The following is a 15,927-nucleotide window of genomic DNA, read 5'->3' as shown; positions in this document are numbered from 1 at the left end:
CGTACGCCGTCAGGCCTGGTCGGCCGTGTCCGCCTGCTCTGCGGCTTCCTCGGGGTGCAGGCTCATCGGTCCGTAGATCTCGGTCGTGTCCTCGAAGAGCCGCACCTGGTCGGCGCCGCCCTCGGCGAGCTCCTTCCACGCCTCGCCGATCCAGGACTCCGCGTCGCCCTGCGTGGTGAACTCCTCGGGCACCACCGAGGGCTGTGTCTCCGTACCGTCGGACTTCTCGAACCGCCACGTCCACGCCATGTCCGCCTCCTGGATGCCACGCTGTCTCGGCCCGGCCGTGCGCCCGCGGGGTCGACCCCGGCGGGATCACGGCCTGCTGGCAGCGTAGCCGGGCGCGCACCGGGCGCGGGGGCGCGGGAGGATCGGATACGTGGAACTCACTCTGCTCGGCACCGGTGCCCCCGACGGGCTGCCCCGTCCCGACTGTCCCTGCGCCGCCTGCGCCAGTGCCCGCGGCGACCGGGCGCGTGCCGCGACCGCGCTGCTGCTGGACGGCGTCCTGCTGCTCGACCTCACTCCGGGGGCCGCGCTGGCCGCGGCCCGCGCCGGGCATTCGCTCACCGGGGTGCGCCAGGTGCTGCTCACCCACCCGCACGGCGGGCCTCCGGTGGAACTGCCCGCCGGGCTGCCGTCCGCGGGCCGGGTGGCCGACGGGCGGGTGTTGACGCTGCTCAGCGGCCACCGGGTGCGGGCGGTGCCGATGGACTCCCCCGGCACCGGGTACGAGGTGACGTCACCGGGCGGTGAGCGGCTGCTCTACCTGCCGCCCGGCGCGTCCCCGGCGGGGCTCTCGGAGGACGGTTCCGCTCCGTACGAGATGGTCGTCGCCGATGTCACCGGGCGCCCGGACGCGCTGGCCAGGCTGCGGGCGACGGGGGCCGTCGGGTCCACGACGGATGTGATCGCCGTCCACCTGGGCCACGAGGCGCCGCCGGGCGCCGAGCTGGACCGGCGGCTGGCCGCCGCAGGGGCACGGGCGGTGCCCGACGGGACGACGCTGATCGTCGGCGAGTATCACGCGGTGCCCGATCTGCCGCGCCGCACCCTGGTGCTCGGCGGGGCGCGCTCCGGCAAGTCCGTGGAGGCCGAGCGGCGTCTCGAAGCCTTCCCCGAGGTGGTGTACGTCGCGACGGGCGGCACCCGGGACGGGGACGCCGAGTGGGCGTCCCGGGTCGGGCTGCACCGGGAGCGCAGGCCGGGGTCGTGGCGCACCGAGGAGACCTGCGAGCTGGCGCCGTTGCTGGCGGACGGCGGGCCTCCGCTGCTGATCGACTGTCTGTCGCTGTGGCTGACCGACGCGATGGACCGGGCGGGCGCCTGGGACGACGACCGGTGGGCGGGCGGCGGCGAGGCGGCGCTGCGCGCGCGGGTGGCCGAACTGGTCGCCGCCGTACGGGCCACGGAGCGCGCCGTCGTCGCCGTCAGCAACGAGGTCGGCTCCGGTGTGGTGCCCGCGACCGCGTCCGGCCGGCGGTTCCGCGACGAGCTGGGGCGGCTCAACGCGGCCTTCGCTGCCGAGTGCGAGCACGTGCTGCTGATCGTCGCGGGGCAGGCCGTCGTACTGCGGGGGTGAGAAGCGGGGGGGTGAAAGGCCGCGGGTGAGAAGCGGGGGGTGAGAAGCGGGGGGTGAGAAGCCCGCGGGTGACAATCCGGCGCACAGTGGAACGTATGGCCCTCCGGGCGGTCCATGGACATCTCACCAGGAAAGCTGCCGGTACTGTTCGGCGAATGAGCTCGCTGAATCTCGACGACTTCTCCGATCTGATCGAACGCCCCGACGGCGGCGTACGGCGCGACGCCGAGGAACGCCGGGAGCGGCTGACCGTTCCGCCCGGCGCTCTCGGCCGGCTCGACGAACTGGGTGAGTGGCTCTCCGCGGCGCAGTCCGCGGCGCCGGTCAGGCCCGTCGAGACGGTGCGCGTGGTGCTGTTCGCGGGCGACCACGGGGTGGCCGGGCTGGGTGTGTCGGCCCGGCCCGCCGGGAGTGCGCACCGGCTGGTGCGGGCCGTGCTCGACGGGGAGAGCCCTGTCGCCGTGCTGGCCCGCAGGCTCGGTGTGCCGGTGCGGATCGTCGACGCCGGTCTGGACTGCGATCCCGCACTGCTGCCCGACGAGGTCGTCCGGCACCGGGTGCGCCGCGGGACCGGGCGGATCGACATCGAGGACGCGCTCACCTCGGAGGAGGCCGAGCAGGCGGTCCGTCTGGGGATGGCCATCGCCGACGAGGAGGCCGACTCGGGCACCGATCTGGTCGTCCTGGGCGACCTGAGCGTGGGCGGCACGACGGCAGCGTCCACGTTGATCGCGGCGCTCTGCGGCACGGACGCCTCGGTGGTCACCGGGCGCGGCGGCGCGGTCATCGACGATCTGGCGTGGATGCGCAAGTGTGCGGCGATCAGGGACGCGCTGCGCCGGGCCCGTCCGGTCCTCGGTGACCAGCTGGAACTGCTCGCCACGGTCGGCGGCGCCGATCTGGCCGCGATGACGGGGTTCCTGCTCCAGTGCGCGGTACGCCGGGTGCCGGTGATCCTCGACGGCGTGGTCTCCGCGGCCTGCGCGCTGGTGGCCCAGCGGGCCGCCTTCCGCGCCCCCGACTCCTGGCTGGCCGGGCAGGTCAGCGGCGAACCGGCCCAGGCGAAGGCACTGGACCGGATGGCACTCACCCCGCTGCTCGACCACGGGGTGACGGTCGGCGAGGGCACGGGGGCGCTGCTCGCGCTGCCGCTCGTCCAGGCCACGGCGGCGCTGCTGGCCGAACTGCCGGAGCGCACCACCGACGGCACGGCTACCGACGGCGGCGCAGACGAGACGTCCAGCGAGGCGTCGGGCGAGCGAACAACACCGGAAGAGACGGCGGAAAGCGGGACAACGCCGAGTGAAGCTTCGCCGAAATCCCCTGCGGATGACGCGACTTCGGTGGCGGCGGAGACCGCGGTGGGGGACGGTGGGGAGTGAGCCCGTGGCCGGCGGCTGACCGTCGGCCACAACACACCCCCGACGTGACGCACGGCGCCCCATATCATCGCGTTTCATGGGAGAAGTCCGCACATCCGCCGGGGTCACACCCCTGACCAGCGTCCGGTCGCGCCGCAGTGCGGCATTCGCCGTCTGGTATCTGCGCGCCGTGTCGTTCATCAACTTCCTGAGTGCCGCCTGGGTCTCCCTGGGCCAGGACCTGCGCCGCCACAACACCGACTTCTACTTCACGCCCTACATGCTGACCGCGGGCTTCGCCTCGGGCGCGTTCACCCTCTTCCTGGCGATCACCATGCGCCGCCGCAAGCGGGCCGCCTGGATCCTCAACCTGGTGATCAGCGGGCTCTTCCTGCTGGTGCTCGGCCTCGCCATGTGTTTCCCGGAGTTCCGCCGGTACCCGCAGAACTGGGTCTCGCTGGTGCTGACGACGGCCTTCGTGGTCTCCCTGCTGATCGGCCGGCGGGAGTACTACGCGAAGGGCGACCGCTCCAACCCCAAACTCGCCGCGGCCGTCGCCGTCGGCGGGGTGCTGGTCTGCTCGCTGCTGGCCTCGCTGCTGGTGACCGTCACCAACACCGCCCACGACGAGACCCGTTCGACGTTCCTGGGCCGTTGGCGGTACGGCTTCATGCGGCTGGTCTCGCTGGTGCCCGACGACTCGCACATCCAGGGGATCGAGACGCCCAACTGGGTCGACATCGCCATCAACGCGCTCTCCACCCTGCTGCTGCTCGCCGTGCTCTACGCGGCGTTCCGCTCCCGCCGTGCGGTCGACCCGATCACCGCGCAGGACGAGAACCAGCTGCGCGCCCTGCTGGACCGGCAGGGCGAGCGCGACTCGCTCGGCTACTTCGCCCTGCGCCGGGACAAGAGCGTCATCTGGTCACCCACCGGCAAGGCGGCGGTCGCCTACCGGGTGCTCGGCGGGGTCTCGCTCGCCTCCGGGGATCCGATCGGCGATCCGGAGGCGTGGCCGGGCGCGATCGGGAACTGGCTGGCCGAGGCGCGCGAACACGGCTGGCTGCCCGCGGTGATGGGCGCGAGCGAGGAGGCCGGCACGGTGTACGCCAGGCACGGCCTGGACGCGCTGGAATTCGGCGACGAGGCGATCGTGGAGATCGCCGAGTTCACCCTGGACGGCCGCGCCATGCGCACCGTGCGCCAGGCGTACAACCGGGTGAAGCGCGCCGGGTACACGGTCCGGATCCGCCGCCACGAGGAGATCCCGGACGCCGAGATGGACGTGCTGGTGCGCCGCGCCGACGACTGGCGCGACGGGACCACCGAGCGCGGGTTCTCGATGGCGCTCGGGCGGCTCGGCGACCCGGCCGACGGACGCTGCGTGATGCTCGAATGCACGGACGGGGAAGGCGAGTTGCGCGCCGTTCTGAGCTTCGTCCCGTGGGGCCCCGCGGGCCTGTCGCTGGATCTGATGCGCCGTGACCGGGATGCCGAGAACGGCCTGATGGAATTCATGATCATCGAACTCCTGCAGCGGGCGAAGGAGATCGGGATCACTCAGGTCTCACTGAACTTCGCGATGTTCAGATCAGTCTTCGAACGTGGCTCGAAGCTCGGGGCTGGCCCCGTGCTGAGGCTGTGGCGCTCGTTCCTCACCTTCTTTTCCCGGTGGTGGCAGATCGAGTCGCTGTACCGCGCCAACGCCAAGTACCGGCCAATTTGGGAGCCACGCTTCATGCTCTTCGAGAAGAGCGCAGACCTGCTGCGCATCGCTGTCGCATCGGCCCGTGCCGAGGGCTTCCTGGAAGCACCGGGGCTGCCCGCATGGCTGCACCGCAAGCCGCTCGGGACCAGACGGTGACCGGGCGCGCCCTGCGTGCGGCGGCCCGCCGCGAATGGGGTCCGCTCTTCCCCGTCGTACGGCACGCGCTGGTCACCAGGAAGTGGCGGGCCATCCCCCTGACGCTCGGGGCGGTCGCGCTGACCGCGCTCTTCCAGATCCTGCAGAACCAGTCGTGGGGCCTGGGGCCGGTGAGCGACATAGGGTTCGTCCAGGCGCGCGACCCGCTCTGGCTGGCGCTGCTGCGAACGCCGCTGTCGCTGTTCGTACCGGCGCTGGACCTGCCCGTATGGGGCGCGCTGGCGCAGATCCTGCTGGTCTTCAGCATCGCCGAGATCTGCATCGGGTGGTGGCGGACGCTGGTGATCGCGTACATCACCACGCTGGCCGGCACGCTGTACGCACGCGTCGCCATCTCCCTGGGCCCCCACCACGTGTTCGGCACTCCCGCGTCCGACGCGCTGATCGTCGACACCGGCCCCTCGGCCGCAGTGGTGGGTCTCGCCGTCTATCTCTGCTGGCGGCTGCGGGCCTGGTGGACGGGGGGCGTGGTGATCGTCGGGATGATCCTGGAGCTGGTCGTCAAGGACAACCTGGCGGGCAAGGAGCACATCGCCGCGATCCTGGCGGCACTCGTGATCTGCGCCTTCTCGGCCTGGCGGGACCGGCAGCGTCAGGGGCGCGGCCCCGGGTCACGGCCGGGCAGCTCCGTCCTGTCGGGGGCGCCGCCGATCAGCTCCTCGAACCGGCGCCGGGGCCCGGCCCAGCGTTTGTCGTGACGGTAGGCGCGCCGGGTCGCTCTGGCGCGGGTCCGGTGCCGGGAGCGGTAGAAGCGCTTGGCCCACGGGGAGGTGGGCCGGGCGAGCCGGACCGCGCCGACCAGAGCGACGAAGGGCACCACGGCGCCGATCAGTGCCGTACGGGGTTTGCCCTTGCTCAGCGCGATGAGTGCGAAGCCGAAGTTCACCACGGTGTTCACGGCGAACAGCCCGCGGTCCTGCCGTTCGGCCGGGGAGAGTTCGTTGACCCCGAACGGCAGGAACCCGCCGAGCACCAGGCCCACCAGTGCCACGGTGAGGACCACGATCTCGACGCTCTTGCGGCCCTGTTCGCTCCAGTACACGTCGTTCAGGTGGAGCAGCAGGGCGAACTCGTCGAGGACCAGCCCCGCGCCGCTCCCGAAGATCACCGCACAGACCGCGGCGCCCCATCCCCGGGTGCCGCTGGTGACCGCGCCGAAGCCGCCGATGACCACCAGGACGACGCCGGGGACGACGTGGTGGATGTGCATCCCGCCGGGCGTCACGTTCCGGAACGGGCCGCGGCCCGCCCGGATCAGCCGGGCCACGGTGCGCGCGATCAGGAAGGACAGCACGAACGAGAGCAGAGCGAGCGTCAGCGGGAGCTTGCCCGGTTCCACGATGTTCCGGTCCCACCAGTGACCCATGCCACCTGCTCCCTTTTGTCCGTCCTGGGTAACTTAGCCCGCCTGGCGCACGGGGGGGGCGGCGTCACGGGGTCTGGCACGCACGGAATAGGGGTGGTGGATAACCTGCGCGGCATGGACGGCATACGTTTCGCTTTCGGCACGCTCACGGTCCTTCCGGTCCGGGTGACGCGCTGGGACCGGGCGGCGGCCCGCTCCGGGATGGTCTGCGCCCCGCTGGCCGGGCTGGTCGTGGGGCTGGCCGCCGCCGCGCTCGGCGCTCTTCTGCTGCTGCTCGGCTCGGGCCCGCTGCTCGCCGCCGTGGCGGGTACGGCCGTACCCGCCGTCCTCACCCGCGGTCTGCATCTGGACGGTCTCGCGGACGTCGCCGACGGTCTGGGCAGCGCGAAACCGGCCGAGGACGCGCTGCGCGTCATGAAGCAGTCGGACATCGGCCCGTTCGGGGTGGTGACGCTGGTCCTGGTACTGCTGGCGCAGATCGCCGCGCTGACCCGGCTCTACGGGGACGGCTGGGCGTACGGCACGGCCGCCGCCGTCGTCGCCGCGCTCGCGGCCAGGGTGGCGCTGACGCTGGCCTGCCGCCGGGGCGTCCCCGCGGCACGGCCGGACGGGCTGGGCGCCGCGGTGGCCGGAACGGTGCCCCTGTGCACCGCGCTGGCCGTCGCCGCCGTGGTCACCGCGGCCGGCGCGGGGGCGGGGGCGCTCTTCGGTCCGTACGGCGCGCTGCGCCACGCGCTGGCCGTGATTCTCGCGCTCGGTGCGGCCCAACTCATGCTGCGGCACTGCGTGAAGCGCTTCGGCGGGGTGACCGGCGACGTGTTCGGCGCGCTGGCCGAGACGGCGGCGACCGCGGCCCTCGTGGTGCTGACGTTCGGCTGAGACCGGTCGGGCCCGGCACACCGATCCTGGCCGAAGGCGCAGCCCGCGTGGGCGATTTCCGTCACCGAGCGTAGGCTCTCGGGCGGAGCGGCCCCATCCATCGGCCACCGACAAACTCAACGGAAGCGAGATTTCACCACCGTGACTGCTCTCACTCTCAGCACGGCCGGCGCCGCGACGCTGCGCGCCGATGTCGTCGTCGTAGGCGTGGCGAAGGGCGCCAAGGGCCCCGTGGTCGCACCCGGCGCCGAAGCCGTGGACAAGGCGTTCGACGGAAAGCTCGCCGCCGTTCTGGAGACTCTCGGCGCCACCGGCGGCGAGGGCGAGGCGACCAAGGTCCCCGCGCCCGCCGGTCTCAAGGCCCCGCTCGTCCTGGCCGTCGGCCTCGGTGCCGTCCCCGGCAAGGACGAGGAGTACGACGAAGAGGCGCTGCGCCGCGCCGCCGGTGTCGCGGCCCGTACGCTGGTCGGCGCCAAGAAGGCCGCGTTCGCGCTGCCCGTCGGATCCGCCGAGGACGTCCAGGCGATCGGCGAGGGCGCGCTGCTCGGCTCGTACGCCTTCACCGCCTTCCAGTCCGTCGGCAAGGACGACAAGGGCCCGCTCGGCGAGGTCGCCCTGCTCGGTGCCAAGCCGCGCGACAAGGCGCACAAGGCCGCCGCCGAGCGCGCCGTGGCCGTGGCCGAGGAGATCAACCGCGCCCGCGACCTGGTCAACACCCCGCCGAACGAGCTGAACCCGGCCGCCTTCGCCGCTGTCGCCACCGCGGCCGGCAAGGAGCACGGCATCAAGGTGCAGGTGCTCGACGAGAAGGCGCTCGCCAAGGGCGGCTTCGGCGGCATCCTCGGCGTCGGCGTCGGCTCGGAGGCCCCGCCGCGGCTGGTGAAGCTCTCGTACACGCACGCCAAGGCGGAGAAGTCGCTTGCCTTCGTCGGCAAGGGCATCACCTACGACTCGGGCGGCATCTCCCTCAAGCCGGCCGGTCACAACGAGACGATGAAGTGCGACATGGCCGGCGCCGCCGCCGTGTTCGCCGCCGTCGTCACCGCCGCGCGGCTCGGCCTCCAGGTCAACGTGACCGGCTGGCTGGCGCTCGCCGAGAACATGCCGTCGGGCTCCGCCACCCGCCCGGGTGACGTCCTGAACATGTACAGCGGCAAGACCGTCGAGGTCCTCAACACCGACGCCGAGGGCCGTCTCGTCCTGGCCGACGCCCTGGCGAAGGCCTCCGAGGAGGCCCCGGACGCGATCGTCGACGTGGCGACCCTGACCGGCGCGATGATGATGGCGCTGGGCAACCGCACCTTCGGCATCATGTCCAACGACGACGCCTTCCGCACCGAGCTGCACGAGATCTCGGAGGAGGTCGGCGAGCCGTCCTGGCCCATGCCGCTCCCCGCGCACCTGCGCAAGGCCATGGACTCCCCCACCGCCGACATCGCCAACATGGGCGAGCGGATGGGCGGCGGCCTGGTCGCCGGTCTGTTCCTCAAGGAGTTCGTGGGCGAGGGCATCACCTGGGCCCACCTCGACATCGCGGGCCCGGCGTTCAACGAGGCCGCTCCGTTCGGCTACACGCCCAAGGGCGGCACCGGCTCGGCGATCCGCACCCTGGTGCGCCTCGCGGAGCGCACCGCCGAGGGCGACCTCGGCTGAGCCGCACCACGCTTCATCCCGTACGGCCCCGGGCTCACCGCCCGGGGCCGTACGGCTTTGCTCTGTCCTTGCCGGTGTTCGCCCTGAACGAAATCCGTACGTGCGTACGCCCGGGTGAGGCGCCCGGACGGCGGATGGGACGTACCGCACTCCGGCCCGGCGTCCCGTCGGCCGCCGACAAGTGCGAAGATGGGTTCTCGGCAGGACAGGGCCCCCACCACAGGGCCGAATAAAAGCGGCCGTACACCCGCCGCCGCCCGGTCAGGGAAGACCGGCACCGGCGCACCATGCATGGAGGACGTGACGTGGCGAACGACGCCAGCACCGTTTTCGACCTAGTGATTCTCGGCGGCGGTAGCGGCGGTTACGCCGCGGCGCTGCGCGGAGCGCAGCTGGGTCTGGACGTCGCCCTGATCGAGAAGAACAAGCTCGGCGGCACCTGCCTGCACAACGGCTGCATCCCCACGAAGGCCCTGCTGCACGCCGGCGAGATCGCCGACCAGGCGCGTGAGAGCGAGCAGTTCGGTGTCAAGGCCACTTTCGAGGGCATCGACATCGCAGGGGTCCACAAGTACAAGGACGATGTGATCGCGGGCCTCTACAAGGGTCTGCAGGGTCTGGTCGCCTCGCGCAAGGTGACCTACATCGAGGGTGAGGGGCGTCTCTCCTCCCCGACCTCCGTCGACGTCGACGGCCGCCGCATCCAGGGCCGTCACGTTCTCCTCGCCACCGGCTCCGTACCGAAGTCGCTGCCCGGCCTGGAGATCGACGGCAACCGCATCATCTCCTCGGACCACGCGTTGGTGCTGGACCGGGTCCCGGAGTCGGCCATCATCCTGGGCGGCGGCGTCATCGGCGTCGAGTTCGCCTCGGCGTGGAAGTCCTTCGGCACCGACGTGACCATCGTCGAGGGCCTGAAGCACCTCGTGCCGGTCGAGGACGAGAACAGCTCGAAGCTCCTGGAGCGCGCGTTCCGCAAGCGCGGCATCAAGTTCAACCTGGGCACCTTCTTCCAGAAGGCCGAGTACACCGGGAACGGCGTCAAGGTCACCCTGGCGGACGGCAAGGAGTTCGAGGCCGAGGTGCTGCTCGTGGCCATCGGCCGCGGACCGGTCTCGCAGGGCCTCGGTTACGAGGAGCAGGGCGTCGCGATGGACCGCGGCTACGTCCTGGTCGACGAGTACATGCGCACCAACGTCGAGACCATCTCGGCCGTCGGTGACCTGGCCCCGACCCTCCAGCTCGCGCACGTCGGCTTCGCCGAGGGCATCCTGGTGGCCGAGCGGCTGGCCGGTCTGAAGACCGTGCCGATCGACTACGACGGTGTGCCGAAGGTGACGTACTGCCACCCCGAGGTCGCGTCCGTGGGCCTGTCCGAGGCCAAGGCCAAGGAGATCTACGGCGCCGACAAGGTCGTCGCGCTGAAGTACAACCTGGCCGGCAACGGCAGGAGCAAGATCCTCAAGACGTCGGGCGAGGTCAAGCTCGTCCAGGTCAAGGACGGTGCCGTCGTCGGCGTCCACATGGTCGGTGACCGTATGGGCGAGCAGGTCGGCGAAGCCCAGCTGATCTACAACTGGGAGGCTCTCCCCGCCGAGGTCGCGCAGCTCATCCACGCGCACCCGACGCAGAGCGAGGCGCTCGGCGAGGCCCACCTGGCGCTCGCGGGCAAGCCGCTGCACTCCCACGACTAGTAGCCAGTAGGGGCGCAAGCCCCAGGGCCGCGACGACCATTCCGCATTTTCCGATAGGAGCAACTGAAACCATGTCGGTTTCCGTAACCCTGCCGGCGCTCGGCGAGAGCGTCACCGAGGGCACCGTCACCCGCTGGCTCAAGGCCGAGGGCGAGCGCGTCGAGGCCGACGAGCCGCTGCTGGAGGTCTCGACCGACAAGGTCGACACCGAGATCCCCTCGCCGGTCGCCGGTGTTCTGGCCGCCATCAAGGTCGCTGAGGACGAGACCGTCGAGGTCGGCGCCGAGCTCGCCGTCATCGACGACGGCACGGGCGCGCCCGTTGCCGCCCCGGCCCCGGCCGCCGCTGCGGCTCCGGCCGCTGTCCCCGCCCCCATCGCCGAGGTTCCGGCCCCGGTCGCCGAGGCTCCGGCCACGGCTCCGGCGCCCCCCGCCGGTGCCGCCGAGGGCACCGACGTCGTCCTTCCCGCGCTCGGTGAGAGCGTCACCGAGGGCACCGTCACCCGCTGGCTCAAGGAAGTCGGCGACGACGTCGCCGAGGACGAGCCGCTGCTGGAGGTCTCGACCGACAAGGTCGACACCGAGATCCCCTCGCCCGTCGCCGGCACCCTGCTGGAGATCCTGGTCGCCGAGGACGAGACCGCCGAGGTCGGCGCCCGGCTCGCCGTGGTCGGCGCGAAGGGTGCGGCCCCGGCCGCCGCCCCCGCTGCCGCTCCGGCCCCGGTCGCTGCTCCGGCGCCCGCCCCCGCCGCCCCTGCTCCGGCTCCGGCTCCGGCCCCCGCGCCCGTCCAGCAGGCCCCGGCTCCGGCCGCGCCCGCTGCCCCGGCCGCTCCGGCGCCCGCCCCGGCTCCGGTCGCCGCTCCGGCCCCCGTCACCCCGGCCCCGGCTCCTGCCGTGACCACCGGTGACGACGGTGCGTACGTGACCCCCCTGGTGCGCAAGCTCGCCGGCGAGAGCGGCGTGGACCTGGGCTCGGTCAAGGGCACCGGCGTCGGTGGCCGTATCCGCAAGCAGGACGTCATCAGCGCCGCGGAGGCCGCCAAGGCCGCCGCGCCCGCACCGACCGCCGCCGCTCCGGCCGCCGCCAAGGCGCCGAAGCTGGAGGTCTCGCCGCTGCGCGGCCAGACCGTCAAGATGACCCGGATGCGCAAGGTCATCGGCGAGAACATGATGAAGGCCCTGCACACGCAGGCGCAGCTCACCTCGGTCGTCGAGGTGGACATCACCAAGCTGATGAAGCTGCGCAACCAGGCCAAGGAAGGCTTCGCCGCCCGTGAGGGCGTCAAGCTGTCCCCGATGCCGTTCTTCGTCAAGGCCGCCGCCCAGGCGCTGAAGGCCCACCCGGTCGTCAACGCCCGGATCAACGACGACGAGGGCACGATCACCTACTTCGACACCGAGAACATCGGTATCGCGGTGGACTCCGAGAAGGGTCTGATGACCCCGGTCATCAAGGACGCGGGCGACCTCAACCTCGCCGGTATCTCCAAGAAGACCGCGGAGCTGGCGGGCAAGGTCCGTTCCAGCAAGATCAGCCCGGACGAGCTGTCCGGTGCGACCTTCACGATCAGCAACACCGGTTCGCGCGGTGCGCTGTTCGACACCGTCATCGTCCCGCCGAACCAGGCAGCCATCCTGGGCATCGGCGCGACCGTCAAGCGTCCGGCCGTCATCGAGACCGCCGAGGGCACCGTCATCGGCGTCCGCGACATGACGTACCTGGCCCTCTCCTACGACCACCGCCTGGTGGACGGCGCCGACGCGGCCCGTTACCTGACGACGGTCAAGGCGATCCTGGAGGCCGGCGAGTTCGAGGTCGAGCTCGGCCTGTAACCAGCCTCACCTGTGGCGCCCCCGTCCGGATCACTTCCGGGCGGGGGCGCCGCCGTATTGTCATGGGGGGCTTGGTCCGTGTGGCCGGCCCACCCCGACCAATACGGTCCGAAGGAGCACACATTGACGCCGCCCGTCATCCACTCCCTGCGCGAACAGATTCGCGAGCACATCGTGGAGGGGATCGTCAGCGGGCGTTGGAAGCCCGGCGAACGGATCGTGGAGCGGCGGATCGCGGTCGAGCTGGAGGTCAGCCAGACGCCCGTACGGGAAGCGCTGCGCGAGCTGGAGACGCTGCGGCTCATCGAGTCGGCCCCCAACAAGGGCGTGCGCGTACGGAATCTGACCGCGGCCGACCTGGAGGAGAGCTATCCGGTCCGGGCCGGTCTGGAACAGATCGCGGCCGAGCTGGCCGTCGACCGGCTGGCCGCCGACGTGTCCGCCCTGGAGCCGTCGGTCGCCGCGCTGTACCTGGCCGACCGTACGGGCGACAGCGCAGCCCAGGTCAGGCACACGGTGGCCTTCCACCGGGAGCTGGTGCGGGCGGCCGGGAACGGCGTCCTGCTGCACACCTGGGAGTCGCTGGGCATCGAGGTGTTCACGGCGCTGTCGATCCGCTGGCTGGGGACCGTGCAGAAGTCGTACGCGGAGGAGCACGAGGCCCTGGTCGAGGCGTTCCGGCGACGGGATCCGCAGATCGGCCCGCTGGTGAAGGACCATGTGCTCGGATGTGCGCCGAGAGCCTAGTCGGAGCGGGTTTTTGCGGCACCGCGTGCCCCAGTTCGTGACACCCCATGCCGACTTTTTACTTTACGGAAAGATTTTCCCTTCAACCCTTTGATCGATCATCGATCAGCGACTTAGAGTCTCCGGAGGGCTTCACCCAGCCCGTCGCCCTGTCCTGCCAGACCGGGCCCTTCTACACCCCCTGTTCTGTCCGGAAGGCGGCGATCATGACCGACCCCGTAGGCAAGCTTCCGAGCGAGCTGGACCAGCTCCCGGACCGCGACCCCGAGGAGACCGCTGAATGGGCGGCCTCCCTCGATGCCGTCACCAAGGCCGCCGGCCCCCACCGTGCCGCATATCTGATGCGCCGCACGCTGCAGCGGGCCGACGGTGCAGGTCTCGCACTGCCCAAGCTGCTTGAGACCGACTACGTCAACACCATTCCCACCTCCGCCGAGCCCGCCTTCGACGGCGACCTGGCGATGGAGAGCCGGATCACCGCCTGGAACCGCTGGAACGCGGCGGCGATGGTCACCCGTGGCTCCCGCTTCGGCGTCGGCGGCCACATCGCCACCTTCGCCTCGGCCGCCTGGCTGTACGAGACCGGCTTCAACCACTTCTTCCACGGCAAGGAGGGCGGCTCCGGCGACCAGCTCTACATCCAGGGCCACGCGTCGCCCGGCATATACGCCCGCGCCTTCCTCGACGGACGGCTGAGCGAGCAGCAGCTCGACAACTTCCGCCAGGAGGCCGGCGGCGACGGTCTGCCGTCCTACCCGCACCCGCGCCGGCTGCCCTGGCTCTGGGAGTTCCCCACCGTCTCGATGGGCCTGGGCCCGATCTCCTCGATCTACCAGGCGCGCTTCAACCGCTACCTGTCCGGTCGCGGCATCAAGGACACCTCGGACTCGCACGTCTGGGCGTTCCTGGGCGACGGCGAGATGGACGAGCCCGAGTCGACGACCGCGCTCACCCTGGCGGCGCGTGAGGGTCTCGACAACCTGACCTTCGTCATCAACTGCAACCTGCAGCGCCTCGACGGCCCGGTCCGCGCCAACTTCCGTGTCGTGCAGGAGCTGGAAGCCCTGTTCCGCGGGGCCGGCTGGAACGTCGTCAAGACGCTCTGGGGTTCCGCCTGGGACGAGCTGTTCCAGCTCGACACCACGGGTGCGCTGATCCGCCGCCTGCGCGAGGTGCCGGACGCGCAGTTCCAGACGTACGCGACGCGCGACGTGGCCTACATCCGCCAGCACTTCTTCGGCGCCGAGCCCGCGCTCGCCGAGCTGGCGAAGCTGCTCACCGACGCGAAGATCGCCGAGTGTTTCCACACCTCGCGCGGCGGCCACGAGGCCCGCAAGGTGTATGCGGCGTACAAGGCGGCCCTGGAGTTCAAGGGCGCGCCGACCGTGATCCTCGCGCAGACCGTGAAGGGCTACACGCTCGGCGAGGGCTTCGAGTCCCGCAACGCCAACCACCAGATGAAGAAGCTGGACGGCAAGCAGTTCCGCGCGATGCGGGACCTGCTGGAGCTGCCGATCCCGGACTCGAAGCTGGACGAGAGCCTGGTGCCTTACGGCCACCCGGGCGCCGACTCCCCCGAGGTCCGTTACCTCCAGGAGCGCCGTGCCGAGCTGGGCGGCCCCGCCCCGGCCCGCCGGGTGCACCAGGTGGTCCTGCCGGAGCCCGAGGAGCGTGCCTTCAAGGCCCTCATCAAGGGTTCGGGCCAGCAGGAGATGGCCACCACCATGGCCTTCGTCCGGCTGATGAAGGACCTGATGCGGGACAAGCAGACCGGCAAGCGCTGGGTGCCGATCGTTCCCGACGAGGCCCGTACGTTCGGCATGGAGTCGCTGTTCCCGTCGGCGGGCATCTACTCGCCGCTCGGCCAGACCTACGACGCGGTCGACCGCGACCAGCTGATGTACTACAAGGAAGCCTCCGACGGCCAGATCCTCAACGAGGGGATCACCGAGGCCGGCGCCATGGCCGACTTCGTCGCCGCCGCCACGTCGTACGCGACGCACGGCGAGCCGATGATCCCCTTCTACATCTTCTACTCGATGTTCGGCTGGCAGCGCACCGCGGACCAGATGTGGCAGCTCGCCGACCAGCTCGGCCGGGGCTTCATCGTCGGCGCCACCGCGGGCCGCACCACCCTGACCGGTGAGGGGCTCCAGCACGCGGACGGCCACTCGCACCTGATCGCCTCGACCAACCCGGCGTCGCTCAACTACGACCCGGCGTTCGCGTTCGAGATCGCGGTGATCGTCAAGGACGGTCTGCGCCGGATGTACGGCCCGGACGCGGAGAACGTCTTCTACTACCTGACGGTCTACAACGAGCCGAAGCAGCAGCCCGCGATGCCCGAGGGCGTCGAGGAGGGCATCCGCCGCGGCCTGTACCGCTTCAAGGAGGGCACGGCAGCCGCGGGCGCCCCGCGCATGCAGCTGCTCGCCTCCGGTACGGCGATCCACTGGGCGCTGGAGGCGCAGGAACTGCTCGCCGCCGACTGGGGTGTCACGGCCGATGTCTGGTCCGCGACCTCCTGGGGCGAGCTGCGCCGGGACGCGCTGGCAGCCGACGAGGCGCTGCTCCGCGGCGAGCAGCGCACGCCGTACGTCACCCAGGCCCTGTCCGGTGCCCCGGGTCCGGTGCTCGCGGTGAGCGACTGGATGCGGCAGGTTCCCGACCAGATCAGCCAGTGGGTCGAGCAGGACTGGATGTCGCTCGGCACGGACGGCTTCGGCCTGTCGGACACCCGTGAGGCGGCCCGCCGCCACTTCGGTGTCGACGCGCAGTCGATCGTGGTCGCGGCGCTGGCCTCGCTGGCCAAGCGCGGCGAGGTCCCGGTCTCGGCCGTGAAGGAAGCCCGCGAGCGCTACGGCGTGTGACGCCCCTGGGGCGTTGTCA

Annotated in this window: 12 protein-coding genes; 10 read left to right on the top strand and 2 right to left on the bottom strand. The window is 71.5% G+C overall.

Annotation, left to right across the window (positions count from 1 at the left end):
• Positions 1-9 precede the first annotated feature (9 nt).
• A complete protein-coding gene (locus tag NBY69_RS27840) occupies positions 10-249 on the bottom strand; it encodes a hypothetical protein (RefSeq protein WP_250304567.1) in 240 nt (79 codons plus the stop codon).
• A gap of 130 nt (positions 250-379) precedes the next feature.
• Here NBY69_RS27840 and NBY69_RS27835 point away from each other — a divergent pair, with 130 nt between their 5' ends.
• The 4 genes from NBY69_RS27835 to NBY69_RS27820 all read left to right on the top strand — a co-directional run bounded on the left by NBY69_RS27835 (position 380) and on the right by NBY69_RS27820 (position 5,565).
• Positions 380-1,582, top strand: a complete 1,203-nt coding sequence (locus NBY69_RS27835; RefSeq protein WP_250304565.1) for a bifunctional adenosylcobinamide kinase/adenosylcobinamide-phosphate guanylyltransferase — start codon at positions 380-382, stop codon at positions 1,580-1,582.
• 155 nt (positions 1,583-1,737) lie between these two features.
• Positions 1,738-2,964 (top strand): nicotinate-nucleotide--dimethylbenzimidazole phosphoribosyltransferase, encoded by a 1,227-nt coding sequence (gene cobT, locus NBY69_RS27830; RefSeq protein WP_250304563.1) that lies wholly within the window; start codon positions 1,738-1,740, stop codon positions 2,962-2,964.
• A gap of 76 nt (positions 2,965-3,040) precedes the next feature.
• A complete protein-coding gene (locus tag NBY69_RS27825) occupies positions 3,041-4,807 on the top strand; it encodes a phosphatidylglycerol lysyltransferase domain-containing protein (RefSeq protein WP_250304561.1) in 1,767 nt (588 codons plus the stop codon).
• Positions 4,771-5,565 carry a hypothetical protein gene (locus NBY69_RS27820; protein WP_250304559.1) on the top strand — a complete coding sequence of 265 codons (795 nt, stop codon included), beginning with the start codon at positions 4,771-4,773 and terminating at the stop codon, positions 5,563-5,565. The genes NBY69_RS27825 and NBY69_RS27820 overlap by 37 nt, the downstream gene beginning before the upstream one ends.
• On the opposite strand, the gene NBY69_RS27815 is transcribed toward NBY69_RS27820, so the two are convergent.
• The gene (locus NBY69_RS27815) at positions 5,460-6,233 is read right to left on the bottom strand and encodes a hypothetical protein (protein ID WP_250304558.1); all 774 of its coding nucleotides are present in this window, start codon (positions 6,231-6,233) and stop codon (positions 5,460-5,462) included. The two genes, NBY69_RS27820 and NBY69_RS27815, sit on opposite strands and share 106 nt — an antisense overlap.
• A 114-nt stretch (positions 6,234-6,347) precedes the next feature.
• Between NBY69_RS27815 and NBY69_RS27810 the strand changes: the two genes are divergently transcribed.
• The 6 genes from NBY69_RS27810 to aceE all read left to right on the top strand — a co-directional run bounded on the left by NBY69_RS27810 (position 6,348) and on the right by aceE (position 15,908).
• On the top strand, positions 6,348-7,112 hold the full coding sequence (locus tag NBY69_RS27810) for an adenosylcobinamide-GDP ribazoletransferase (protein WP_250304556.1): 765 nt from the start codon (positions 6,348-6,350) through the stop codon (positions 7,110-7,112).
• 141 nt (positions 7,113-7,253) lie between these two features.
• Positions 7,254-8,765, top strand: coding sequence for a leucyl aminopeptidase (locus NBY69_RS27805; RefSeq protein ID WP_250304555.1), 1,512 nt, complete (start codon positions 7,254-7,256; stop codon positions 8,763-8,765).
• Between the two features lie 305 nt (positions 8,766-9,070).
• Positions 9,071-10,459, top strand: a complete 1,389-nt coding sequence (gene lpdA, locus NBY69_RS27800; protein WP_250304553.1) for a dihydrolipoyl dehydrogenase — start codon at positions 9,071-9,073, stop codon at positions 10,457-10,459.
• Positions 10,460-10,530: 71 nt separating this feature from the next.
• Positions 10,531-12,291 carry a 2-oxoglutarate dehydrogenase, E2 component, dihydrolipoamide succinyltransferase gene (sucB, locus tag NBY69_RS27795; RefSeq protein ID WP_250304552.1) on the top strand — a complete coding sequence of 587 codons (1,761 nt, stop codon included), beginning with the start codon at positions 10,531-10,533 and terminating at the stop codon, positions 12,289-12,291.
• Between the two features lie 123 nt (positions 12,292-12,414).
• Positions 12,415-13,038, top strand: coding sequence for a GntR family transcriptional regulator (locus tag NBY69_RS27790; RefSeq protein ID WP_250304549.1), 624 nt, complete (start codon positions 12,415-12,417; stop codon positions 13,036-13,038).
• A 206-nt stretch (positions 13,039-13,244) separates the two neighbouring features.
• Positions 13,245-15,908, top strand: coding sequence for a pyruvate dehydrogenase (acetyl-transferring), homodimeric type (aceE, locus tag NBY69_RS27785; protein ID WP_250304547.1), 2,664 nt, complete (start codon positions 13,245-13,247; stop codon positions 15,906-15,908).
• The last annotated feature ends 19 nt before the right edge of the window (positions 15,909-15,927 follow it).

The organism is Streptomyces sp. A 4/2, from assembly GCF_940670765.1.
Classification (GTDB): Bacteria; Actinomycetota; Actinomycetes; order Streptomycetales; family Streptomycetaceae; genus Streptomyces.
Note: the sequence above shows the minus strand (reverse complement) of the source record. Positions and strands in the feature narration are given on the sequence as shown.

Excerpts from the sequence above, each read along its gene's own strand:
- NBY69_RS27840 (WP_250304567.1), bottom strand. The coding sequence starts at position 249 with ATGGCGTGGACGTGGCGGTTCGAGAAGTCCGACGGTACGGAGACACAG.
- cobT (WP_250304563.1), top strand. The coding sequence starts at position 1,738 with ATGAGCTCGCTGAATCTCGACGACTTCTCCGATCTGATCGAACGCCCC.
- NBY69_RS27825 (WP_250304561.1), top strand. The coding sequence starts at position 3,041 with ATGGGAGAAGTCCGCACATCCGCCGGGGTCACACCCCTGACCAGCGTC.
- NBY69_RS27820 (WP_250304559.1), top strand. The coding sequence starts at position 4,771 with ATGGCTGCACCGCAAGCCGCTCGGGACCAGACGGTGACCGGGCGCGCC.
- NBY69_RS27815 (WP_250304558.1), bottom strand. The coding sequence starts at position 6,233 with ATGGGTCACTGGTGGGACCGGAACATCGTGGAACCGGGCAAGCTCCCG.
- NBY69_RS27810 (WP_250304556.1), top strand. The coding sequence starts at position 6,348 with ATGGACGGCATACGTTTCGCTTTCGGCACGCTCACGGTCCTTCCGGTC.
- sucB (WP_250304552.1), top strand. The coding sequence starts at position 10,531 with ATGTCGGTTTCCGTAACCCTGCCGGCGCTCGGCGAGAGCGTCACCGAG.
- aceE (WP_250304547.1), top strand. The coding sequence starts at position 13,245 with ATGACCGACCCCGTAGGCAAGCTTCCGAGCGAGCTGGACCAGCTCCCG.